20 protein-coding genes and 1 pseudogene are annotated in these 21155 nt (G+C 65.3%); 10 read left to right on the plus strand and 11 right to left on the minus strand.

All coding sequences use genetic code 11. From position 1 onward, the window contains the following. Window positions 1-33 precede the first annotated feature (33 nt). A complete protein-coding gene (gene tldD / locus ACSBPQ_RS04365) occupies window positions 34-1479 on the plus strand; it encodes a metalloprotease TldD (RefSeq protein ID WP_442683838.1) in 1446 nt (481 codons plus the stop codon). A gap of 69 nt (window positions 1480-1548) precedes the next feature. On the opposite strand, the gene yjgA is transcribed toward tldD, so the two are convergent. Beyond that, window positions 1549-2142 (minus strand): ribosome biogenesis factor YjgA, encoded by a 594-nt coding sequence (gene yjgA, locus ACSBPQ_RS04370; protein ID WP_442683839.1) that lies wholly within the window; start codon window positions 2140-2142, stop codon window positions 1549-1551. A 215-nt stretch (window positions 2143-2357) separates the two neighbouring features. Here yjgA and pmbA point away from each other — a divergent pair, with 215 nt between their 5' ends. Beyond that, a complete protein-coding gene (pmbA, locus tag ACSBPQ_RS04375) occupies window positions 2358-3725 on the plus strand; it encodes a metalloprotease PmbA (RefSeq protein WP_442683840.1) in 1368 nt (455 codons plus the stop codon). Window positions 3726-3806: 81 nt separating this feature from the next. Further along, window positions 3807-4196 carry a DUF4870 domain-containing protein gene (locus ACSBPQ_RS04380; protein ID WP_442683841.1) on the plus strand — a complete coding sequence of 130 codons (390 nt, stop codon included), beginning with the start codon at window positions 3807-3809 and terminating at the stop codon, window positions 4194-4196. A 79-nt stretch (window positions 4197-4275) separates the two neighbouring features. Here ACSBPQ_RS04380 and ACSBPQ_RS04385 read toward each other — a convergent pair whose 3' ends face one another. The 5 genes from ACSBPQ_RS04385 to ACSBPQ_RS04405 all read right to left on the minus strand — a co-directional run bounded on the left by ACSBPQ_RS04385 (window position 4276) and on the right by ACSBPQ_RS04405 (window position 9131). Further along, entirely contained in the window at window positions 4276-5154 is an 879-nt protein-coding gene (locus ACSBPQ_RS04385; protein WP_442683842.1) for a polyprenyl synthetase family protein, read from the minus strand. Beyond that, window positions 5144-5404, minus strand: coding sequence for an exodeoxyribonuclease VII small subunit (locus ACSBPQ_RS04390; protein ID WP_442683843.1), 261 nt, complete (start codon window positions 5402-5404; stop codon window positions 5144-5146). Before ACSBPQ_RS04390 ends, ACSBPQ_RS04385 begins: the two co-directional genes overlap by 11 nt. 31 nt (window positions 5405-5435) lie before the next feature. Continuing rightward, window positions 5436-6731: a tRNA lysidine(34) synthetase TilS gene (gene tilS, locus ACSBPQ_RS04395; protein WP_442683844.1), complete on the minus strand. Its 1296-nt coding sequence runs from the start codon at window positions 6729-6731 to the stop codon at window positions 5436-5438. Window positions 6732-6906: 175 nt separating this feature from the next. Next, complete coding sequence (locus tag ACSBPQ_RS04400; RefSeq protein ID WP_442683845.1) at window positions 6907-7398, minus strand: WG repeat-containing protein; 492 nt, start codon at window positions 7396-7398, stop codon at window positions 6907-6909. Between the two features lie 32 nt (window positions 7399-7430). Continuing rightward, entirely contained in the window at window positions 7431-9131 is a 1701-nt protein-coding gene (locus ACSBPQ_RS04405; RefSeq protein ID WP_442683846.1) for an alkaline phosphatase, read from the minus strand. Between the two features lie 151 nt (window positions 9132-9282). Between ACSBPQ_RS04405 and ACSBPQ_RS04410 the strand changes: the two genes are divergently transcribed. From ACSBPQ_RS04410 to ACSBPQ_RS04440, 7 genes are all read left to right on the plus strand, one after another. Then, complete coding sequence (locus ACSBPQ_RS04410; protein ID WP_442683847.1) at window positions 9283-10593, plus strand: dicarboxylate/amino acid:cation symporter; 1311 nt, start codon at window positions 9283-9285, stop codon at window positions 10591-10593. Between the two features lie 658 nt (window positions 10594-11251). Further along, window positions 11252-11719 (plus strand): hypothetical protein, encoded by a 468-nt coding sequence (locus tag ACSBPQ_RS04415; protein ID WP_442683848.1) that lies wholly within the window; start codon window positions 11252-11254, stop codon window positions 11717-11719. Further along, window positions 11716-12354: a hypothetical protein gene (locus ACSBPQ_RS04420; protein ID WP_442683849.1), complete on the plus strand. Its 639-nt coding sequence runs from the start codon at window positions 11716-11718 to the stop codon at window positions 12352-12354. The genes ACSBPQ_RS04415 and ACSBPQ_RS04420 overlap by 4 nt, the downstream gene beginning before the upstream one ends. A gap of 47 nt (window positions 12355-12401) precedes the next feature. Then, a complete protein-coding gene (locus ACSBPQ_RS04425) occupies window positions 12402-13832 on the plus strand; it encodes an adhesin (protein WP_442683850.1) in 1431 nt (476 codons plus the stop codon). Between the two features lie 165 nt (window positions 13833-13997). Further along, complete coding sequence (locus tag ACSBPQ_RS04430; protein ID WP_442683851.1) at window positions 13998-14699, plus strand: C39 family peptidase; 702 nt, start codon at window positions 13998-14000, stop codon at window positions 14697-14699. An 11-nt stretch (window positions 14700-14710) separates the two neighbouring features. After that, entirely contained in the window at window positions 14711-15478 is a 768-nt protein-coding gene (locus ACSBPQ_RS04435) for a hypothetical protein (protein WP_442683852.1), read from the plus strand. A 47-nt stretch (window positions 15479-15525) separates the two neighbouring features. Continuing rightward, on the plus strand, window positions 15526-16812 hold the full coding sequence (locus ACSBPQ_RS04440) for a hypothetical protein (RefSeq protein ID WP_442683853.1): 1287 nt from the start codon (window positions 15526-15528) through the stop codon (window positions 16810-16812). A gap of 7 nt (window positions 16813-16819) precedes the next feature. Here the strand turns inward: ACSBPQ_RS04440 and ACSBPQ_RS04445 are convergent, their stop codons facing one another. The 5 genes and pseudogenes from ACSBPQ_RS04445 to ACSBPQ_RS04465 all read right to left on the minus strand — a co-directional run. After that, window positions 16820-18172: a sigma-54 interaction domain-containing protein gene (locus ACSBPQ_RS04445; RefSeq protein ID WP_442683854.1), complete on the minus strand. Its 1353-nt coding sequence runs from the start codon at window positions 18170-18172 to the stop codon at window positions 16820-16822. Between the two features lie 152 nt (window positions 18173-18324). Further along, a complete protein-coding gene (locus ACSBPQ_RS04450; RefSeq protein ID WP_442682939.1) occupies window positions 18325-19548 on the minus strand; it encodes an ISL3 family transposase in 1224 nt (407 codons plus the stop codon). 135 nt (window positions 19549-19683) lie between these two features. Further along, the gene (locus tag ACSBPQ_RS04455; RefSeq protein WP_442683855.1) at window positions 19684-20418 is read right to left on the minus strand and encodes a C40 family peptidase; all 735 of its coding nucleotides are present in this window, start codon (window positions 20416-20418) and stop codon (window positions 19684-19686) included. A gap of 104 nt (window positions 20419-20522) precedes the next feature. Further along, window positions 20523-21053, minus strand: a complete 531-nt coding sequence (locus ACSBPQ_RS04460) for a C40 family peptidase (protein ID WP_442684506.1) — start codon at window positions 21051-21053, stop codon at window positions 20523-20525. Then, window positions 21029-21117, minus strand: a pseudogene (locus tag ACSBPQ_RS04465) (glycoside hydrolase); the annotation flags it as partial. The pseudogene ACSBPQ_RS04465 and the gene ACSBPQ_RS04460, both read right to left, overlap by 25 nt. Window positions 21118-21155: the final 38 nt, after the last annotated feature.

A 21155-nucleotide genomic window follows, 5' to 3' on the forward strand; every position in this document is an offset into this window, starting at 1 on the left:
GCGAACCGCTGCCGCGCCCCCATCTGGAACGACATGACTGACAACACCCTGACGCTCGCCGAATCCCGCCTGCTGCTGCCCGCCGGACTGGACGCCAACCGCCTGGAACGCACCTTCGGCACCCTGCTGGGGCCGGGAATCGACTTTGGCGACCTGTATTTCCAGCACTCGCGGCGTGAGAGCTGGAGCGTGGAGGACGGTATCGTCAAGGACGGCGCCCATTCCATCGAACAGGGCGTGGGCGTGCGTGCGATCGCCGGCGAGAAGACCGGTTTCGCCTATTCCGACGACATCCAGCCGGCTGCGCTGCTGGCGGCGGCGCAATCGGCGCGGGCCATCTCCCGCGAAGGCGGGGCGCAGAACGTGCAGTCGCTGGTGCGCGGCAGCGGGCGGGCGCTGTACCCGGCGCTGGACCCGGTGGACAGCATCGGCAACGAAGCCAAGGTGCAGGTGCTCAAGCGCCTGGACCAGTACCTGCGTGCGGCCGACCCGCGCGTGCAGCAGGTGATGGTGAGCCTGTCCGGTGGCGTGGATACGGTGCTGATCGCGCGCAGCGACGGCGTGCTGGCGGCCGACGTGCGCCCGCTGGTGCGCCTGAACGTGCAGGTGATCGTCGAGCAGAACGGGCGGCGTGAATCCGGCTATGCCGGCGGCGGTGGCCGTTACAGCTACGAGGAACTGTTTGCCGGCGAGCGGCCGGAACGCTTCGCCCGCGAGGCGCTGCGCCAGGCGCTGGTCAATCTGGAAGCGATCCCGGCCCCGGCCGGCGTGATGCCGGTGGTGCTCGGCCCGGGCTGGCCGGGCGTGCTGCTGCACGAAGCGGTCGGCCACGGCCTGGAAGGCGACTTCAACCGCAAGGGCACCAGCGTCTACGCCGGCCGCATCGGCGAACGCGTGGCCTCAAAGGGCGTGACCATCGTCGATGACGGCACCTTGGATGGCCGTCGCGGTTCGCTCAACATCGACGACGAGGGCACTCCGACCCGGTGCACCACGCTGATCGAGGACGGCGTACTGGTCGGCTACATGCAGGACACGCTCAATGCGCGCCTGATGGGCGTGGCGCCGACCGGCAACGGCCGCCGTGAATCGTTCGCGCACATGACCATGCCGCGCATGACCAACACCTACATGCGCGCCGGCGAGCATGATCCGCAGGAAATGATCCGTTCGGTGAAAAAGGGCCTGTATGCAGTCAACTTCGGCGGCGGCCAGGTCGACATCACCAGCGGCAAGTACGTGTTCTCGGCGACCGAGGCCTATCTGATCGAGGACGGCAAAATCGGTGCGCCGGTGAAGGGCGCCACGCTGATCGGCAACGGCCCGGAAACCATGCAGAAGGTGCGCATGATCGGCAACGATCTGGCACTGGACGAAGGCGTGGGCATCTGCGGCAAGGATGGCCAGAGCGTACCGGTGGGCGTGGGCCAGCCGTCACTGCTGATCGACGGTCTCACCGTGGGTGGCACACAGGCGTGACCCGGCACCGGCTGGAATGACGGTACAGAGCAGCGACCGGGATCAGTGGCCGCTGCCCGTGGTGCGGCTTCAGGTTGCGTCGTCGAGATCATCGGCGTCATCGCCGATGTCTTCCGCTTCTGCCGCATCGCCGCCTGCGATCAGCGAGGGCTCCATCAGCTCGCGCAGTACCTGGAAGATCTCGCGGAACGCACGCGGCGGCTTGTTTTTCGCCTGCTCCGCCAACGCGTTGCGCACCAGCGTACGCAGCTGCTGGCGGTCACCGTCGGGAAATTCCTCCAGCAGTTCCGCCAGTGCGGCATCGCCTTCGGCCAGCAGGCGCTCGCGCCAGCGCTCGATGCGGTGCATCAGCGCCACCGAGCGCTTGGAGGTCGCGCTGTTGGCTTCCAGCGCGTCGCGGATCGCCTCCAGCGTGGCGTCTTCCTCGCGACGCATCTGTTTGGCCAGGAACGCCAGCTGGCGCTTGCGCGCACCGTGAGCGGTGATGCGCTTGCTGTATTCGATGTGCTCCAGCAGGTCTTCGGGAATGGGCAGGCGCGCCAGCTGGGCCGGGGTCAGCGACACCAGCGTTTCACCCAGCGCCAGCACCTCCAGTGCCTCGCGCCGGTTCTGGCTGCGGCTTTCACTGAAAAATTCACCGGTTTCTTCGTCGCGTCCGCGCATTGCCTTGTTACTCGATTAAAGTTCGTGTGTACCGCAGCCTGCTTTGGAAAGCCCTTCTCCCTCCGGAAGAGGGGTTGGGGTGAGGGGACGGGCGAAGCCGCGTGCAATCGAAGTGCGAGGCTTCGCCCGTTCCCTCATCCGGCGCTTCGCGCCACCTTCTCCCGAGGAGAGAAGGAAATCATCGGCTTCGGCTGGATTTTTGAAAGGATAAAGCATTGAACACCAACCCCACCGAAACCCAGGTCGCCGACGACAGCCTGCCGCGACTGGAACAACTGGCCGGCATCTCCCAGCGGTTGCTGGAGAAGGCCCGCGCGATGGGTGCCACGCAGGCCGAGGTCAGCTGCAGCGAAGAGCGCGGGCTGGATGTGAACGTGCGCCTGGGCGAGGTGGAGACGGTCGAATCCACCCATGACCGCGGCATTGCGGTGACGGTGTATTTCGGCCAGCGCAAGGGCAGTGCCAGTACCGCCGACCTGCAGGAATCCAGCCTGGAGGCGACCGTGGCGCAGGCCTGCGCGATCGCCCGGCATACCGAGGACGACCCGGCCGCCGGCCTGGCCGACGCCGGGCTGATGGCGACCGAATTTCCGGACCTGGACAGCTGGCACCCGTGGGCGCTCAGCGCCGGGGAAGCGGTGGATCTGGCGCTGGCCTGCGAAGCCGCCGGGCGCGGGGTCGACGGTCGCATCAGCAACTCCGATGGCGCCTCGGCGGCCACCGCGCAAAGCCTGTCGGTCTATGCCAACTCGCACGGCTTCATCGGCCGCGAGCGCAGCAGCCACCATTCCATCGGCTGCGCGCTGATCGCCGGGCAGGGCGATGGCATGCAGCGCGATGGCTGGTACACCAGCGCCATCGCCCGCGAGGATCTGGACGACCCCGCGGCGGTGGGCCGTCGCGCCGCCGAGCGCACGCTGGCGCGCCTGCAGCCGCGCTCGCTGCCGACCGGTCAGGTGCCGGTGCTGTTCGCGGCGGAAATGGCGCGCTCTCTGATCGGCCATCTGCTGGGCGCGGTATCCGGCGGTGCGCTGTACCGGCGTGCCAGCTTCCTGCTCGACAGTGCCGGCACGCAGCTGTTCCCGGACTGGTTCGGCATCGATGAGCGGCCGCTGCTCCGGCGCGGGCTGCGTTCCAGCGCGTTCGATGGCGAAGGCGTGGGCACGCGTGATTCGGCGCTGGTCAGCGGTGGCGTGCTGCAGCGCTACATCCTCGGCAGCTACTCGGCGCGCAGGCTGGGGCTGACGACCACCGCCAACGCCGGTGGCGTGCACAACCTGCAGGTGGCGGCCAATGCCGGCGACCGCGCTTCGCTGCTGGCGGGGATGGGCACCGGCCTGCTGGTGACCGAATTGATGGGGCAGGGTGTCAACGGCGTGACCGGCGACTACTCGCGCGGTGCGGCCGGCTTCTGGGTGGAGAACGGCCAGATCGCCTATCCGGTGGATGGCATCACCATTGCAGGCAATCTGAAACAGATGTTCGCCACAATCGAGGCGGTGGGCAGTGATGTCGATCCGCGCTCGCATATCGCGGTAGGCTCGATACTCGTCGGCAGGATGACGGTTGCCGGCGACGATTGACGTATCCTAGCGGGTCGGCGGATGGGACCGCTCCCGCTGCCGCTAACAGAAGACCAATTACAAGGATTTGGGGAAAACACCATGAGCGAATTCGAAAACATGACCACGCCGCCGCCGGCACCGACCGGTGCGCCGTCTGCCGAGGAGCGCCAGTGGGGCATGTTCGCCCACCTGGCCACGCTGGTCGGCATCATCATTCCTTTCGGCACGCTGCTCGGCCCGCTGGTGGTTTGGCTGATCAAGAAGGACACCATGCCGTTCGTGGATGACCAGGGCAAGGAAGCGCTGAACTTCAACATCACCGTGTTCATCGCGCTGGTGGTTTCGGGCATCCTGACGCTGGTGCTGATCGGCCTGCTGCTGCTGGTCGTTGTCGGTATCGCATGGCTGGTGCTGACCATCATGGCCGCCCTGGCTGCCAACAAGGGCGAAGCCTACCGTTATCCGTTCACCCTGCGTCTGATCAAGTAATCCGGCGCTGGTGTGAATGCAAAGGCCCGGGCAGCGATGCCCGGGCCTTTGTGTTTTCCGCAGCGTGCTTCGGCAGCAGTCAGTGCGAGCGCTGGATGGTCAGTTCCGCCAGCGCCGCCAGTGCCCTGGCGCGGAGGCCGAAGGGGGCGAGGGTGTCGTGCATTTCCCCGGCCAGTGCCGCCAGCCGCGCCTTGGCGCCGTCGATGCCGAGCAGCGCCGGGAAGGTGGACTTGTCCTGGGCCGCATCCTTGCCGGCGGTCTTGCCGAGCTGCTCGGAGCTGGCTTCGATATCGAGGATGTCATCGCGCACCTGGAAGGCCAGGCCCAGGGCGCTGGCGAAGGCATCCAGCCGGGCGAGGTCGTCCTGGCCGGCACCACCACACAGTGCGCCCATGCGCACCGCCGCACGGATCAGTGCGCCGGTCTTGAGTGCATGCATGCGTTCCAGCTCCGCCAGCGACTGCAACTGGCCGGTGGCGTCGATATCCAGCGCCTGGCCGCCGCACATGCCGGCCACGCCGGAAGCGCTGGCCAGCGTGCGCAGGCAATCCAGCGCCAGTGCCGGTGGCAAGCCGGTATTGGCCAGCAGCTCGAACGCCCGGGTCTGCAGCGCATCGCCGGCGAGGATCGCGGTGGCTTCGTCGAAGGCGATATGGGTGGTGGCGCGGCCGCGACGCAGGTCGTCATCGTCCATCGCCGGCAGATCGTCGTGGACCAGCGAATAGGCGTGGATCAGTTCCACTGCCGCCGCGGGCGCGTCAAGCCGGTCTTCGTCGGCGTCGAACAGGTGGCCGGCCGCGTATACCAGCAGGGGACGCATGCGCTTGCCGCCACCCAGCGCGGCGTAACGCATGGCCTGGTGCAGGCCTTGCGGGGTGGCGTCGGGATCGGGGAGAACGGCTTGCAGCTGTTGCGTGGTGCGTTCGAGCCAGCGGTCGAACAGGGCGTCAGTCGTCATTGCCGGTGGTATCGAAAGGCTCGGATTTCTCCGGCTGGGCGGGATCGGTCAGCAGGCGCACGCGCAGCTCGGCCTGTTCCAGCGCCTGCTGGCACTGGCGGTACAGGCCGACACCGCGTTCATAGGCGGTCAGGGACTGTTCCAGGCTGAGATCGCCGGCTTCCATTTTTTCCACCAGATTTTCCAGTTCTTGCAGCGACTGCTCGAAGTGGGCGACCGGGGAGGCTTCGTTTGTGGACTTCTTGGGCATGGTGAAAGTGTGAGTGGCGCGGACGGCAGGGTCAATTCGATGCAGGCCCCTGCTGCCAATGCAGGCGGGCATGGCGGGTCTGCAGCCACTGCTGCAGCGGACCGGAGAGGATGCGGTCGCCGGCGGCCAGCAATTCACCCTCGCGCCACAGCAGCGGCAATCCCGCACGCTGCCACGGCGGGATATCCGACTCCTGCAGCAGCTGTTTGAGGGAGTGGGAGTGCTCGCGCCCGGGCAGGCGGATACGTTCGCCACCCTGACGCGCACGCACCTGCAAGGGGGTATCGAAGGTGGCGCCGGACAGGAGCAGCCGGTTGCCATCGGGCAGCGTCAGCGGCTGGGTGCCATCCCAGCGTGCCTGCCAGCCGGCCGGCCATGGAGTGGCGATGGTGAAGGCATGCAGTTGCCCACGCCAGCGGCTGATCTGCACGCCCTGCCAGACGAAGGCCGGCTGCAGGTCGGCGCGTGCGGACAGCAGGTGCCGCTCGATGGAATGCACGCCGTTGGCTGGCAACGGTGGCAATCGCAGGTGTTGTACCCACGCGCGGTACAGGCGTGCGCGGCGTGGCGCGGGCAGGGCGTTCAACGGCTGCAGGTCCAGCGTGTCCGCCGCTGTCAGGCAGGAGGCCAGATCACTATTGTCATGCGCGGAAAGCAGTTCCGAGGTCTCGGCGGCAAGCGCGGCGCTGCGGGCGAAGGCATGGGCGGCCTGCGGCCAGCGTGCCGCCAGCAGCGGCAGGATCTGCAACCGCAGGAAGTTGCGGTCGTGGTGGGCGAGCTGGTTGCTGGGATCTTCGATCCACTGCAGTCCATGGTGCTGCGCATGCTCCAGCAGGCGCGCGCGCGGGGTCGCCAGCAGTGGCCGCCACAGGTGTCCGGGGCCGAAGGCGCGGCGCTCGCGCATCGCCGCCAGTCCGTCGACGCCCGAGCCACGCAGGGCGCGCAGCAGGAAGGTCTCGGCCTGGTCATCGAGATGGTGCGCCAGCGCCAGCCATTCACCCGGCTGCATCGCCTGCATAAAAGCGTGGTGGCGCGCCTTGCGTGCGGCCGCTTCGAGGCCATCACCGCTGTCGTGCGGGACCTCCACGCGGATCACCTGCAGCGGAATGTTCCACTGCCGGCAGAGTGTGCGGCAGTGCGTCTCCCAGCCATTGGCAGCGGCCTGCAATCCATGGTGGATATGCACCGCCCGCAGCATGCCGGGTGTACGCGCGGGTGCGTGTGCGAGCAGGTGCAGCAGTACGGTGGAATCCAGCCCGCCACTGAAGCCGACCAGCACCGGGGTGTGGGCTGCGGCGTCGAGCAGGGAGGGGGAAAGCGGATTCATGGCCGCGTCGAGTATCGATGGCGGCGGTGAGGGCTGCAATTGTTGATGCCCGAAGTCTTGCAGGCCCGGCGTTAGCCGCGAGGTGGATAGGCCTTCAGAATCCGGACTGGTTGGAGATTCCATCGATGCCGGCTTCGTGGCTCAGGCCGCTCCCACAAACTCCTGCAAACCCCGCTCAGGGCAACGTTTTGCCCTGGCGGTTGATGCGGTAATGCTTGCCTCCCACGACGGATACATGATCCAGCGCATCGGGCTCGCCGAGCGTGCAGCCCTGGCAGACTTCGGCGACGCCATCCTTGAACGGCCAGGCCCAGTCAAAGCGGGCTGCGAAGGCCGGTTGCAACTGGTGATCGAAGTAACCGATCTGGCCGTCCACCCGGGCCCGGGTGAGGCCCTCCTCGAAATAGTCCGGGCCGTTGTCATAGGTGAGCACCGCCAGCTGGCGCCCATCGCGGCGCAGGTAATAGTGCTGCTGGCCGGCGCGGAGGGCGGCCAGCCCATCGGCATCGTATTCCAGCCGTGCCAGGGCGGCGCTGGAAATATCGAGCGTGCCGGTATCGGTCTGCTGGCAGCCTTCCAGCACTTCGAACATCGCCGTATCCAGCCGGTAACACGGCGTGGCGGCAGAACCTGTCACCGGCAGCAGGATCAGTGACAGCAATGCCATCACCGATCCGCGGGTGATGCGCGGCGCGTGGATCACTGTGCGTTGCGCTCGAACTTCTTCGGCTGCGGCAGCTCCACCGGTACGCCCTGCGCATCGCAGGTACCCAGTGCACACAGGCGCTCGCGCAGGCGCGGGGTGGCCTGCACGATCAGGTGATAGATGGTGTTCTGCTCCAGCGTGCCGCGCACCGCCTTGCTGCCGGGGCCGCGCGCCCAGATACCGACATCCTCGCCACCGTGCGATTCACTCTTGGACGGCACCAGTGCTTCCTGCATGTAGTCCACGTGTTCGGTGTCGACGTGGGTCAGGTCCGGGCGGCTGCTGGCGGGTTCGAAGCTGCTGGGCGAGTGCGGGAATTTTTTTGGCCCGGCCGGCTGCTGGTTGCTGGCACCGGTATAGCCCGGGCCGTTGGCGTAGCTGAGGGTGGTGTAGGGCAGGCCGAGGCCGTCACGGGCCAGGTCCAGCGCACCGGCACCGTCTTCGCCGCCCTTGTCCTTGACCTTGCCGAGGATGGCGTTGCCACGCGCCGGATAGCCGACGAAGTTCAGCGTGTGCGAGTGGTCGGCGGTGACGATGATCAGCGTGTCCTCGGCCGAGGTGGCCTCCGCCGCGGCCTTGACCGCATCGGACAGGGCGATGGTGTCGCCGAGGGCGCGGGCGGCGTTGCCGCTGTGGTTGGCATGGTCGATACGCGCACCTTCCACCATCAACACATAACCGTGCGGATGCGTGGACAGGTTGGCGATGGCGGCGCGGGTCAGCTCGGCCAGTGACGGCTCGCCGCCGCGGTCCCGGGCGCGGTCGTCCTCGTACTGCATGTGGTCCGGCTCGAACAGGCCCAGCAGCGCCGGCGCACCGGCGGCGGCCTTGAGCTGCTCGGCGTTCCAGACATAGGCACCCTGCGGGTGCGCAGCCTGCCACTCGGCCACCAGGTTGCGGCCATCCAGACGCAGGCCGACCTTGTCGTCGTACTCCGGATCCTGCTCGTTGACGGTGGTGAACTGGCCGCGACCGCCCCCCAGGGCGACCAGCGGGCCGCGTCCGTAGCGTGAGGTCGACAGCAGCTGCTGGGCGATATCCACACAGCCCTCGCTTTTGGCGGCTTCAGGCAGATGGGTGTCGTTTTCCCAGTTGCGCTCGGGCGAGTGCGCGTAGGTGGCGGCCGGGGTGGCATGGGTCAGGCGCGCGGTGGAGACGATGCCGGTGGCCATGTCGGCGCTGTCGGCCAGCTGCAGCCAGGTCAGCCGTTCCTTGTCGAGGCTGTCGGCGCAGTTGTTGCGGCTGCCGGCGCTGACGCCGATCGCGCCCATGTGCGATTTCACGCCGGTGGTGATGGCGGTCATGGTGCCGGCCGAGTCGGGGGTCTGCGAATCGGTGTTGTAGGTCTTGCTGAACGCGGTGGCGGGAAAGCGCTCCCACGACAGCAGATTCTCTTCCCCCGGCATGCCCTTGCGCTGGCCTTCCAGGATGCGTGCGGCGGCCACGGTGGTCAGGCTCATGCCATCGCCGAGGAACAGGATCACGTTCTTCGCCTTGCCGGCCATCGCGCCGTTGCCGGCAGCGCGGGCGGCGCCATCGCGGTACCACCATTGCGGGGTTTCACCTTCCGGGTGGGAAACCACCGGTACCTCCACCTGGATCGCCGCGCGCGACTGCGGCACGCCGGCGCTGCTGGCGCAGGCGCCGAGCAGCAGGGTGGAAAGGGCGACGGGAAGGAGCGCGACTTTTTGCATCGGTGCGGTTTTCGGGAAACGGATCAGGCGGCCATTATGGTCAAGCGCGGAAGGCATGCATATGACACGCAGCTTTTCCCTGCGGGGATCGTGTCGTGCCGGGGCATGCGCTATCGTTCCCGCCTTCGAATGGTTTTCCGGAAATCCTGATATGAGCGTGGTATCTGCCTGGCTGCGGATTCCCTTCTGGCAGCGCGTTGTGGGCGGTTTCGTGCTCGGTGCGTTGGCCGGCTGGGCGTTGGGGCCGGCGGCGGAAGTCTGGTTCGGTCCACTCGGCGAGCTGTACGTCACGCTGATCAAGATGATCGCGGTGCCGCTGGTGTTTTTCGCGGTCATCAACGCGATCTCCTCGCTGCACGGGCAGAAATCGGTGGCCGCGCTCGGTGGCCGCACCTTCCTGTGGTTCATCATCACCGCCGTGCTGGCGGTGGGCGTGGGGCTGGCCGTGGGCACGGTGATGCAGCCCGGTGCCGGTGGGCTGAGCCTGACCGTGGACGGCGCCTACACACCGCGTGATGTGCCTTCGGTAGCCAAGGTGCTGATGGAGGTGGTGCCATCGAACGTGTTCTATGCGCTGGCGGGCATCGGTACCCGTATCAACGAAGCCGGTGAGACCGTGCTGGCGGCCGGACGCGGGTCGATCCTGCCGGTGATCTTCTTCGCCGGCCTGCTGGGTTTTGCGATGGTCAAGCTCGGCGCGCAGGTGGCCGAGGCGCGCAAGCTGGTCGGACAGCTGAGCGAGATCATGATCCAGGTCACCCGCTTCGTGCTGGAGATGACCCCGATCGGCACCTTCGGCCTGATCGCCGGGCTGGTCGGCAGCTACGGCTTCGAGAAGCTGCTGCCGCTGGGCAACTTCGTGCTGGCACTGTACGTGGCCTGCGCGCTGCATATCCTCATCGTCTACAGCGGCCTGCTGCTGGCGCATGGACTGAACCCGATCAAGTTCTTCCGTGGCGCGGCGCCGGGCATGCAGGTCGCGTTCGTGGCTTCCTCGAGCTTTGCGGCGATGCCGGTGGCGATGCGTTCGATCACCGACAACCTCGGCGTCAACAAGGATTACGCCTCCTTCGCGGTGCCGCTGGGTGCCAGCATCAAGATGGACGGTTGCGGCGCGATCTATCCCGCGCTATGTGCAGTGTTCATCGCCCAGTACACCGGCGTGCCACTCACGCCGGAGCAATACGTGGTGGTGATGATCGCCTCGGTGCTGGGCAGCTTCGGCACCGCTGGCGTACCCGGCACGGCCGTGGTGATGGCCACGGTGGTGCTGAGCGCGGCCAACCTGCCGCTGGAGGCGATCGGCTACCTGTATGCGATCGACCGCATCCTCGACATGATGCGCACCCTGACCAACGTCACCGGGCAGATGGTGGTGCCGGTGATCGTGGCCAAGGAAACCGGGCTGCTTGACCAGAAGGTCTATGACGCGGCGACAGGGGCCGGCATCCGGGAGGGCTGAGCGCAGTCTTTCCACCCGCGCCGGGCATATCCACACGCAGCGCAGGCATCATGCGCCGGGCCTGTGATCCGGGGCGATCAGGACAGGCAAAGACCCCGCATCCTGAGGCCGCATCTGCCGGCCAGCAAACGGCTGGCCGTACTGTCTGTGGAATTCCCCGGTAGGGCATGTCGCTGGAAGGGCGATGCGTTGTCGTGGCTTGCTACCGGGCTGGTGGCTGCAGTCGCTGCCGTGCCCGGTGACCGCGTTGCGGTTGCAGCCGTCCGGCAGGTCCAGCATCAAGGCCCATGGAGTTGTGCCTGTGGAAACCGGCGGCCCATCTGCTGTCCACAGGCCGGCAACGCCGGTCGCTTTCCCCTGTGTAAGCCGATGTAACAGCACGGTGTAACAGGAGTGATACACCCGGCTGAAAGCCGCATCAGGGCTCTGCCAATGCCCCTGCGCATTGCCGATTGCGGCTGTGCCGGCAAGCGTGTGGCTGTAACAGCTGTACAGCTGGAGTTCAATTTAGTCCGTGGTAACTATCTGTTTTTAAAGGAAAACATGAAGTGGCACGGTAGCTGCTATCACCACTGCACAGGTTGATGGGGCAGGTGCAATGGAAAGCAGAACCGCAAGTCGTCATGTCGTCGTACTCGGGCTGACCCTAGTGGCGGCAATGGGTACGGCACAGGCTTCCGGCGCAAGGCAGGGAGTGAAGGCCAAGCCGGGTGAAATCGTCCTGCTGCGTGATGTGTCCACCCGCCCGGCCTATCGTCCCGCTCCGCCGGGCATGGCGTTGATCGCCGATACCTCACCGCGCAAAGAGCTGGGTGCAGCGCTGGGTCTGGGAAGCATGGATGAGCTGGGTGATGCCGATTACGCGGCACTGGGCTCGGGAATGGTCGACTCGCAGCATCAGGTGCAGGGCCAGACGACGGTGGAGCGCGTGACCGGCGGCATGGTGGGCAGCACCTTGGGCCGCGTGAGTGGCGAGGACGGCATGCTCTCCGGCAGCCGGCTGTCACAGACCATCGGTGGACCCATGGGCACGGTGAGCCGTGCCACGGGGGGTATCGGTGACCAGGTCCGCGGTGCACTTGCGCAATTCCCGCTGGGACAACCGGCCGGCACGGGTGGCAAATGAAAACCTTCCTGCACACCGTGGCATTGCTGCTCGGCGGTGGCCTGCTGTGGCCATCGGTCGCCAGTGCACAGTCCGCTCCAGACAGCTATGCGTCGATGCTCGGGTATTTGGCGCTGGACAGCCGTATCGATGGCGATGCACTGGTTGGCAGCAGTGGCGCGATCATGATCAATCAGGCGGCCGGTGACCTGAACCTGCAGGCCAACCTGCACAGCCTCGCCAGTGGGCAGATGGCAAACGCCAGTGTCGATGCAAGGCAACGGCATACCGCCGATACATTCGATACGCCGCTGCAGGCCACGGCCCGCATCGGTGGCAACGCGCTTTCCGGCGCCAGTGGAATTGTTTCAATCAATCAGGCCAGTGGTAGTGCCAACGCGGAATTGAATTCCGTTACGGCGGTGTTGGCCGCACAGGGCATACGCGAGGCAAGTGATGAGGCTATGGCCTCACCCGCAGCACTCGCGTCGGCGGGGGAGCAGTACGCAGTCCGTGATCCACGTGCCAGCCGCAAGGTGGGCGTGGACGCATCCGCATTGCGCGGGTTCGACGGTGTGCTGCAACTCAATCAGATCGCGGGATCAGGCAATGCCACGGAGAACAGATTGAGCATCTCCGTGCAGGGCACCCCGTGAGCAATGTTCCATCCACCCGATGCATCTGAAAATCAGAAGAGGGCACCATGAAAGCGAATAAATGGACTGTACTCGCCATGGCGGTTACCGCATTCACCATGAGTGCGGCGGCCAGTGCGGCGGACGACCAGAATGCGAGCGCGACTATCGATCACCAGCACAACGTGAACGAGACGCGTACCAATACCACCAATACCAACGAGAACATCAGTCACCAGCACGATGTCACCGAGACACGGACCAACATCGATACCGACGTGAACTTGGCGCTGGATGCGGCGGCGTGGCTGCGTTATTCCGAGGAGCACTCCAACACGAGTTCCTCGAACGAGGTCTATGAGAATGTCAGCAAGACCTCCAACATCCAGGCCGACGAGCGCAAGGAGAAGAACAACCACGGCGTCGATGTGAACCTCGAGAAGGACATGAGGCTGAGCTCAGACGTGAGGTTCTCCGGCTCTCCGACCATCACCGGTGATATCAACCTGGATTCGGCCGCGATTGCGATCATCGACAACCGTCAGTCGATCTCCAACAACTCTGCCGAGAATGACCTGCTGTCGAACGATGCTTCCATCGCCGATGACGTGGGCTCCTCTGCCTCCGGCAACCTGGGCTTCAACGTCGCCGCCGGCGACAACAACACCCAGGACAATGCCGCCGCACTGTCGGCAGCCGATGCCTCCTTCAGCTTCGGCATGGCCGATGCCGAAGTGTTCGTCAACCAGAGTGGCATGAACAACCAGACGATGAACTACGGCGTGACCAACGCCGCCAGCATCGGTGGCAATGCCTTCGCCAACGCGTCAGGCAACATCGGCGTGAACGTGACTTCGGGCAACAACAACGAGCAGAAGAACGCTCTTGCCGCCTCGGTAGCCACCAGTGCATACGCCACCTCGAGCATCAGCTCCAACCAGGTGTCCACGGGCAACGAAGTCAGCAATGACGGCTATTACGACTATGTCCTGAACACCTATGCCATCAACATGAGTGGCAAGGTCACCGGCAACACCAGCAGCCGCGGTACCGGTACTTACAACGGCACCGGCAATTCCTACCAGAAGACCAACTTCTACCCGGATAACTGGACCGGTGATCGCCACTCGGCAGGAAGCCAGACCGGGCATTCGGATTGGGACTTCGAGACCCAGGGCGCCGTTGCCAACCCGAACAGGCAGGGCGTGGGCGGTATGGCATGGGATACCGACGAGAAGGGCAACCTGAGCTTCTCGGAAATGGGTACCGCCGATCTGACGGCGAGCCTGAGCGGCCAGGTAATCGACCTGGATTGGATCGCGGTTGATGCGACCAATACCGCAAGCCTGTCGGGCAGTGCGTTCTCCGCGGCCTCCGGCAACATCGGCGTGAACGTGTCCTCGGGCACCGGCAACCTGCAGGCCAACAGCCTTGCGCTGGCCGTTGCACAGCCGTCGACCGGCGGTGGTGGTGGCGGTGGTGGCGGTGGTGGCGAGTAAGCAGTGACCGGAGCTTCACCCATGTGGGTGGTGTTCCAACCGTGAGCAACAAGCCCGGCTATCCGCCAATAGCCGGGTGATACCGGGAGCCCCTGTTCCTCTCCCCCGTGGAGCCGGGGCTCCCACCTGCTTTTCGTGTTCCAGAGCCATGGAGATGCCTGCCCCATGTTCCGCACGATACTGATGGCGATCTGCGTATTGCTGCTGCTGCCGGATACGGCGCGCAGCGCGGAAGTGGCGTTCGGCAACGTGCTGCCCAATGGCACGGTCTACCGTGGACAGGTCGAGAGCATGCATGAGCGGCGCTTCCGCAATCTCGTGCGCCAACACACCGATTACAGCTGTGGCGCGGCGGCATTGGCCACGATCCTGCGCCATGCCTATCACCTGGATGCGGACGAGGCGACCGTGATCGAGGGAATGATGGGAGTTGCCGATACGGAACTGGTGCGGCAGCGGGGGTTTTCACTGCTGGATATCAAGCGCTATGTCGAATCGCTGGGAATGCGTGGGCGCGGTTACCGCATCAGCGAGGAGCGGCTGAAGGCGTTGCGCGTGCCCGGTCTGGTGCTGATGGATGTACGCGGATTCCGCCACTTCGTGGTGCTCAAGCAGGTGCATGACGACTACGCGGAGATTGGTGATCCGATCCTCGGCAACCGCTCGGTTCCACTGAAGGAATTTCTTGATGCCTGGCCATCACGTGCGGTGTTCGTGGTGATCGGCAGTGATTTCGATCGCAATACCGTTCTGCTGCAGCCCAGCGAACGGCCCAGTGCCAGGGCGCTGTATGCGCGCCAGGGAGCCCGTCCCATTACCGATGCGGAGCTGGTGGACTTCGGGTTCACCCACGCGGATCTGTTCTGAAGGAGTTGGTCATGAACATTCTTTTTCCCGCATGCCTGATGCTGGCGCTGACCTCCGCGCTGCCGGTGCATGCCGGTGAGCAAACAAATCCACCCGGCAAGGGGCTGAGTGAAATTCCCGATCCGGAACTGAATCTGATGCGTGGCCGTTACACCGTCGGTGGTAATGCGGTGGCCTGGTTCGGAGTGACGATGATCTCGACCTGGCAGACCGCCAGCGGGCAGACACTGCAGGGAGCGCTCACGCTGGGCATGGATTTCAGCAAGGGCAAGACGCCCAGGATCAGCTTCACCCCGACGGTGAGCATTACCGCGGCCAACGCGCCACTTCCGGATTCCAGCGGCCGCAGCATCGACAGCAGTGGCCTGCAGAATGTGGCCGGGCTGAGCCAGAGCGTGCAGGTGGCCGGTGACGGCAACCGTGCCAGCAATGTCATCCATCTCAACGTCCGGGAGGGGGGCGGAGTCCCGGTGGGCGATGGCATGCAGGGGCCCGGAAGCGCCAGTGCGCAAGTGGGCGATGCGAGCGCGGTGGCCAACTTCGATGGTGACGCGATGCAGCTGGCATTGCGTATCGAAGGCCAGGGGGCGGTGCAGCAGTGGATGCGCAGTGGAAGTGTCGGCCAGGGCATCGAGTTGATGGCCGATGGCCAGCAGGTCAGCAATCGCCTGCAGCTGGATCTGGTCAGACAACCGCTGGCGGACAACCTGCCGCTGGCACAGAACGTAGCCCAAGCCATCACGCTGACCCGGGGGATCGGCGTAGGTGGGGGCCATTGAGACCGCGCGTTCGACGCGCTTTGATGGACATGGCAAGGAGTCCGGCAATGAAACGACTGGCGATGGCGGCGCTGGTGGGACTGGGTGGTGTGATGGTGCAACCGGCACTGGCACAGCAGCCGCAGTCCACAGGCACGAGCGATGAGGAGATCAAGGCACTGATGGCCCAGCTGGAGGCCCTCAAGGCCAGCTATGCCAAGGAGGTGCGGCGTCTGCGCGAACTGGACATGCAGGTGCAGGCGATACAGGCGCGGGTCAGTGGCAAGCTGGCACCGGCGACGGAAGCACCGGCCGCCGTGGCACAAACACCGCCGCAACCGGCCGAGGGTTATGCCAGTACCGCACAAGAAGCAGAGCAGGCCAAGGAGGCGGCACGTCGCAGCGTGGATGATGTGAAACAGCAGCAGTCGGCACTGTTCAACCGCCGGCTGACCCTGGAGAACAGCGTCAGCTATGCGCGCTATGACCGCAAGCAACTCACGCTCAACGGCTTCCTCGCACTGGATGCGATTTTCCTTGGCAACATCGCCATCGAGAATGTCGAATCCGATTCGCTCACCTACAATTTTGCCGCGCGCTGGGGAGTCAATCCCCGGTTGACGTTGAATCTGGATGTGCCGTACGTGGCGCGCAAAACCATCTATCAGAAGGGCGGTGCCGGAGGATCGGCGGCAGCCATCGCGCAGGAGGAAACGCACGGCACCGGCATCGGCGATGCGACTTTCAGCGCCAATTACAAGCTGTTCGGTGAAAAAGGCTGGCGACCGGAAACCGTGCTCACCGGCGGTGTCACCGCGCCCACCGGGCGTGAACCCTATGGCCTGGACTGGAAGGTGATCGAGCGCGATGACGACGACTTCATCCGTTTTGCGGTTCCGGCCAAACAGCCCACCGGCAACGGGGTGTGGCAGGCCAATATCGGCCTGTCGGCAGTGAAAACCGCCGATCCGGCGATCCTGTTCGCGAACATCGGCTATATCCGTTCCTTCACCCGCAGCTTCGGCGATATCGACTCCAATCCGGATACGGTCAATCCGGGTGAAGTGCAGCTGGGTGACGCGTATTACTTCGGCGCCGGTGTGGCGTTCGCCTTCAACGAGCGCACCAGCCTGAGCATCTCCTTCAGTGACCGGCTCAGCGCCCGCGCCAGCACCCGTTACAAGAACGGGCAGTGGATGAAGGTGATCGGCAGTGATGCCAATGCCGGCACACTCAACCTGGGGGTGACCTATGCGTTGACGCCCAAGGCGACATTGGTGAGCATGCTGGGAGTCGGGTTGACGCCGGACGCACCGGACTTCAGCCTGGCGTTCAAGCTGCCCTACATGCTGTAGGCCGCTGTCAGCGCAGCGTTTCCAGATCCAGCCGGTGTTTCCGGCACAGGCGGTAGATGGTGACGCGGGAGACTTTCATCAGCCGTGCGCAGGCGCTGATGTTGTACTGGCTCTGTTCAAGACAGGCCAGCAGCGTCTCGCGTTCGGCCGTTGCGCGGGCACAATCCAGTTGCGCGGTTTGTGCTTCGGCGCCGTCGCTGGTCAGTTCCATATCGGCGCAGCTGATCAGTTCACTTTCGCTGGTGATGGCTGCGCGCTGTACCCGGTTGAGCAGCTCGCGGACATTGCCGGGCCAGTGGAACCGGGCCATGGCCTGGCGGGCGGCCGCGCTGTAGCCACGTGCACGGATGGGGTGGTGGGCGCGGAATGTGGCGAGGAAGTGCCGGGCCAGCAGTTCGATATCGCCCTCGCGCTTGCGCAGCGGGGGGATCGACAGGCGCAGCACGTTGAGGCGGTAATAAAGATCGGCGCGGAAGCGGCCTTCGGCCACGGCCTGTTCCAGATCCACGTGGGTGGCGGCCAGGATGCGGACATCCACCGGGATCGGCTGGTTGCTGCCGATCCGTTCGATGGTCCCTTCCTGGAGTACCCGCAGCAGGCTGGTCTGGGCGTCCAGTGGCAGGTCGCCGATCTCGTCGAGGAATACCGTGCCGGTATGGGCGGTTTCGAACAGACCCTGGCGACGGGCGTTGGCACCGGTGAATGCACCGCGCTCATGCCCGAACAGTTCCGATTGCAGCAGCGTGGCCGGGATCGCGCCGCAATTGATCGCATGGAACGGCTTTCCTTTGCGACTGGAAAGGTGGTGCAGGGCGTGTGCCGCCACTTCCTTGCCGGTACCGGTCTCACCGGTGATGAGTACCGGAAGATCGACAGGGGCGAATTTGCGCAAGGTGGCGCGCATGCCGAGCATTGCCGTGCTCTCGCCCAGCAGGGTGTCCAGCGCCTCGCTGGCGTGCGTGGTATCCGGCGCAGAAGCGTCCAGGTCGAAGGACTGCAACTGGAGCAGCAGTTCCTTGAGGTCGGCGGGATGGGCGAAATGCTGCTGGCAGGCTGCCAGCAGGCGTGCGGTACACGGCTCGCTGTGCGGGAAATCGGCCGAGGTGATGGCAAACAGTGGCATGTGCCGGTGCTCGCCGATCAGCACCTCGATGCGTTCCAGCTCGCAGCGGGTAGTGCTGCGGAAATCTATCAGGCCGATGAGGAGGTCATTGCCGCGCAGGCCGATATCGGCGGGCTGCTGCGGCAACACCGCGCGTATCTGCCAGCCACTGGCTGCCAGCATCACACGTTCGCGTGCGCCCGGCTTTCCGAACCAGATCACACAGCGTTGTTGGGGGAAATCAGGTATGGCAGCCATGCTTGCTCACCGCGATCCTCGCGACACAAGTTATACCCCGGAAAAATCAGCTGCAACGGATTCCATACCTGAACAGGCGAAATTGAATGGTGGGCGGTGTATTTCGCATGGTGTGCTGCCCATTCATCCCTGACAGCGCGCAAAAAAAAGGTTCATCTCCCAATTCCGGGGAAGGCAGCGCGGATCTTGAGGAAGAAGTAGGCGTCATCGCGGTAGCCGTAGGCGATGCGCTTGATGACCTTGATCCGGTTGTTGATGCCCTCGACCAGGCCGGTGTGCATCGGCCAGCGGACCCGGCTGAGGATGCCGCGCCAGTAGGGGCGCAGGCATTTTGCAAAGTGCATCAAGGCCGGGATACCACTCTCCCGGGCGTGGCGCAGCCACTGCTTCCAGGCCCTGCGCCAGGCCCAGGCCGTCGGCGCGTTCCATAGTGTCTTGAGCTGTTCCTTCATCACATAGACCGCCATCAGCGACTGGTTGGCTTCCAGCACCTCGGCCAGCCGGACCTGCTCGTTGTCCTTCAGGTTCCCCGGGTTGCGCAGCAACAGCCAGTGCGAACGCTTGATCACCCGGCGTGCCGGCCTGTCGTGGCGCAGCTGATTGGCTGCATCCACCCGCACCCGGCTGATCACCTCGCGACCGTACTTGGCGATCACGTGGAACAGGTCGTAGACCACGCGGGCATCCGGACAGTGCTGCCGAACCTCCAGGTCGTAAGCCGTGTTCATGTCCATCGCCACGGCTTGGACCTGGGCGCAGCGCTCGGGCCCGAGCAGTTCGAAGAATGGCCGCACCTCGGCGCGGCTGCGGCCACGCCCCACCCACAGCACCCGCTTATGCTCCACGTCGACCACGACCGTGGCGTAGCGATGGCCCTTCTGGATCGCGAACTCATCCATCGCAATCCGGCGTACGCCATCCAGGTCAATTGGCCCCATGCGGCGCTCCAACGTCCGGAAATCGATCGCCTTGGCCGTCTTCCAGTCGATGTCGTGCCAGTCCGCGGCATACCTCACCGAGGTTGCCGTACACAGCCGGGCCACGCTGTCGGCCAGCCGCCGGGTCACCCGGGCATACGGCTCCAGCCAGTCCAACTGCTCCAGCCGCGGGCCGCAGCGTGGACATGCCAGCCGCAGCCGCTCGACCTCCAACTCCACCGGATCCTCGAACAACGACAGGTCGCGGATCCGGCGCACCGTGCGGTCGTGGATCGCCGTGACCACCTCGCCGCAGCTGCTGCAGCAGCGAACCTGGTCAGGTGCTGGCGTCAGCTCCAAGATCAGCCAGCGACGAGCTGCGCGTCGCTCGTGCCGCCAGTCCTCCACCCGATATCCCGCCCAGCCACCCAGTTGCGCAATACAATCCCCATCGGCCACGGCCGGCCCCAGCTTGTTGCCTCGAGAACAACAATTCTGCCCGGTCGGCCGTGCGCCTCTCTCCCCTCAGTTGGGAGAAGAACCAAAAAAAACCGCGGACATCGCCGCGGTTTCGACAGGCCTATGGATGCAGCGTCACAGTGCGACGCGACGGGCCTGCATGAATTTATCGCCCCAGTAGCCGCTGAGCAGGGTATCGGTGCGCACGTCCTTGCCGGTACTCGGCGCATGCAGGAAGCGGCCTTCGCCGACATAGATGCCCACATGGTCGACACGGCCACGGCGGCCGAAGAACACCAGATCACCGGCGTTCAATGCCGAGCGGTCGCGGATGAGTTCGGCGCTGGCCTGGCTGGCCATCTCGCGCGACACGCGCGGCAGCTCGATACCCAGTGCGGTGCGGAATACATAGCCGACCAGTCCACTGCAATCGAAGCCGGAGTCCGGCGAGGTGCCACCCCAGCGGTACGGAGTTCCCAGCAGGGTCATGGCACGGCGCAGGACCGACTGCACCTTGCCGTCGGTATCGTTGGCCAGTGCGGCTTCGGTGGCGGCAGAAACGCCTTGGGAGGCGTCGTAAGCGGAAATCAGGCGGCTCAGGTCGCCGGCAAACATCGCCGAGCGATCCATCAGCGGGATGGTGTCGCTGGCGGCCAGATGCGGCAGCAGCGCGGCGAGGGTGGCAGTGGCGGCCGCATCGGCCTTGCTGCGCGGTGCCTCGGCTTTGACGGGTTGCGGCTCGGCCTGCGCAGGGGTCTGGGCGAAGCAGGGCAGTGAGATCAGGGCCAGTGCCGCGGCGCAAAGCAGTCGGTGCGGCAGGAAAAAGGAGGGCTTGGTCTGGCTCGGGAGGGACGGTTTGGGATTCGTCACGCGGCAGTCACAGAAATTGCGATGGGCGATGATGCCCCGGATAGCTGGAGAGTAGGTATATATTTCGTTAAATATTCGTTATTCGTTGAAATGGTCTTCACATTTCAGTGGAGGACGCGCTTGGCACCGCTGTAGTGGTCGCGCCAGTACGCGCCGTCCAGCGAATCCAGGCGCACGGTGCCGCCGGTGCTGGGCGCATGCACGAAACGCCCTTCGCCCACGTAGATGCCCACGTGCCAGACATTGCCGCGCTTGCCGAAGAACACCAGGTCACCGGCGGCCAGGCGCTCGGGGGCGATCTTCGGCCCCTGCACGGCGGCCAGTTCCCGGGAGGTCCGCGGCAGGTTCAGCGCCAGCATGTCGCGATAGACATAGGTGACCAGGCCGCTGCAGTCGAAGCCGGATTCGGGCGTGTTGCCACCGTAGCGGTACGGCGTGCCCACCAGGCCCAGGGCCCGCATCAGTACCGAGGAGGCGGCGGCCGGGTCGGCGGGGCGCACCGGCGAGTAGTTCTGCGTGGATGCGCGCGGTCCTTGTTTGGGCGGGCTGGAGCCGCAGGCGGACAGGGCCGCGATGGCCAGGAGCGTGGCGGGCAGGCGCCACGAACGGATGCGGAAAACTGGCGTGATGTGCATGGAGCCCGGATAATGCGCCATCTCAGAAAGCCGCCATCATGGCGGCGTCCCGGGCGGCCGACAAGCCGTCCTCCAACGTCTGCCAACGGGCAGCCACCAGAC

Origin of the sequence: Stenotrophomonas sp. JC08, from assembly GCF_052180205.1 — a bacterium.
Taxonomy (GTDB): domain Bacteria; phylum Pseudomonadota; class Gammaproteobacteria; order Xanthomonadales; family Xanthomonadaceae; genus Stenotrophomonas.

What these genes read in the sequence shown, in the direction of transcription:
- tldD (WP_442683838.1), top strand. Translation starts at nt 34, where the DNA reads ATGACTGACAACACCCTGACGCTCGCCGAATCCCGCCTGCTGCTGCCC.
- yjgA (WP_442683839.1), bottom strand. Translation starts at nt 2,142, where the DNA reads ATGCGCGGACGCGACGAAGAAACCGGTGAATTTTTCAGTGAAAGCCGC.
- ACSBPQ_RS04380 (WP_442683841.1), top strand. Translation starts at nt 3,807, where the DNA reads ATGAGCGAATTCGAAAACATGACCACGCCGCCGCCGGCACCGACCGGT.
- ACSBPQ_RS04385 (WP_442683842.1), bottom strand. Translation starts at nt 5,154, where the DNA reads ATGACGACTGACGCCCTGTTCGACCGCTGGCTCGAACGCACCACGCAA.
- ACSBPQ_RS04390 (WP_442683843.1), bottom strand. Translation starts at nt 5,404, where the DNA reads ATGCCCAAGAAGTCCACAAACGAAGCCTCCCCGGTCGCCCACTTCGAG.
- tilS (WP_442683844.1), bottom strand. Translation starts at nt 6,731, where the DNA reads ATGAATCCGCTTTCCCCCTCCCTGCTCGACGCCGCAGCCCACACCCCG.
- ACSBPQ_RS04400 (WP_442683845.1), bottom strand. Translation starts at nt 7,398, where the DNA reads ATGGCATTGCTGTCACTGATCCTGCTGCCGGTGACAGGTTCTGCCGCC.
- ACSBPQ_RS04405 (WP_442683846.1), bottom strand. Translation starts at nt 9,131, where the DNA reads ATGCAAAAAGTCGCGCTCCTTCCCGTCGCCCTTTCCACCCTGCTGCTC.
- ACSBPQ_RS04410 (WP_442683847.1), top strand. Translation starts at nt 9,283, where the DNA reads ATGAGCGTGGTATCTGCCTGGCTGCGGATTCCCTTCTGGCAGCGCGTT.
- ACSBPQ_RS04415 (WP_442683848.1), top strand. Translation starts at nt 11,252, where the DNA reads ATGGGTACGGCACAGGCTTCCGGCGCAAGGCAGGGAGTGAAGGCCAAG.
- ACSBPQ_RS04420 (WP_442683849.1), top strand. Translation starts at nt 11,716, where the DNA reads ATGAAAACCTTCCTGCACACCGTGGCATTGCTGCTCGGCGGTGGCCTG.
- ACSBPQ_RS04425 (WP_442683850.1), top strand. Translation starts at nt 12,402, where the DNA reads ATGAAAGCGAATAAATGGACTGTACTCGCCATGGCGGTTACCGCATTC.
- ACSBPQ_RS04430 (WP_442683851.1), top strand. Translation starts at nt 13,998, where the DNA reads ATGTTCCGCACGATACTGATGGCGATCTGCGTATTGCTGCTGCTGCCG.
- ACSBPQ_RS04435 (WP_442683852.1), top strand. Translation starts at nt 14,711, where the DNA reads ATGAACATTCTTTTTCCCGCATGCCTGATGCTGGCGCTGACCTCCGCG.
- ACSBPQ_RS04440 (WP_442683853.1), top strand. Translation starts at nt 15,526, where the DNA reads ATGAAACGACTGGCGATGGCGGCGCTGGTGGGACTGGGTGGTGTGATG.
- ACSBPQ_RS04445 (WP_442683854.1), bottom strand. Translation starts at nt 18,172, where the DNA reads ATGGCTGCCATACCTGATTTCCCCCAACAACGCTGTGTGATCTGGTTC.
- ACSBPQ_RS04460 (WP_442684506.1), bottom strand. Translation starts at nt 21,053, where the DNA reads ATGCACATCACGCCAGTTTTCCGCATCCGTTCGTGGCGCCTGCCCGCC.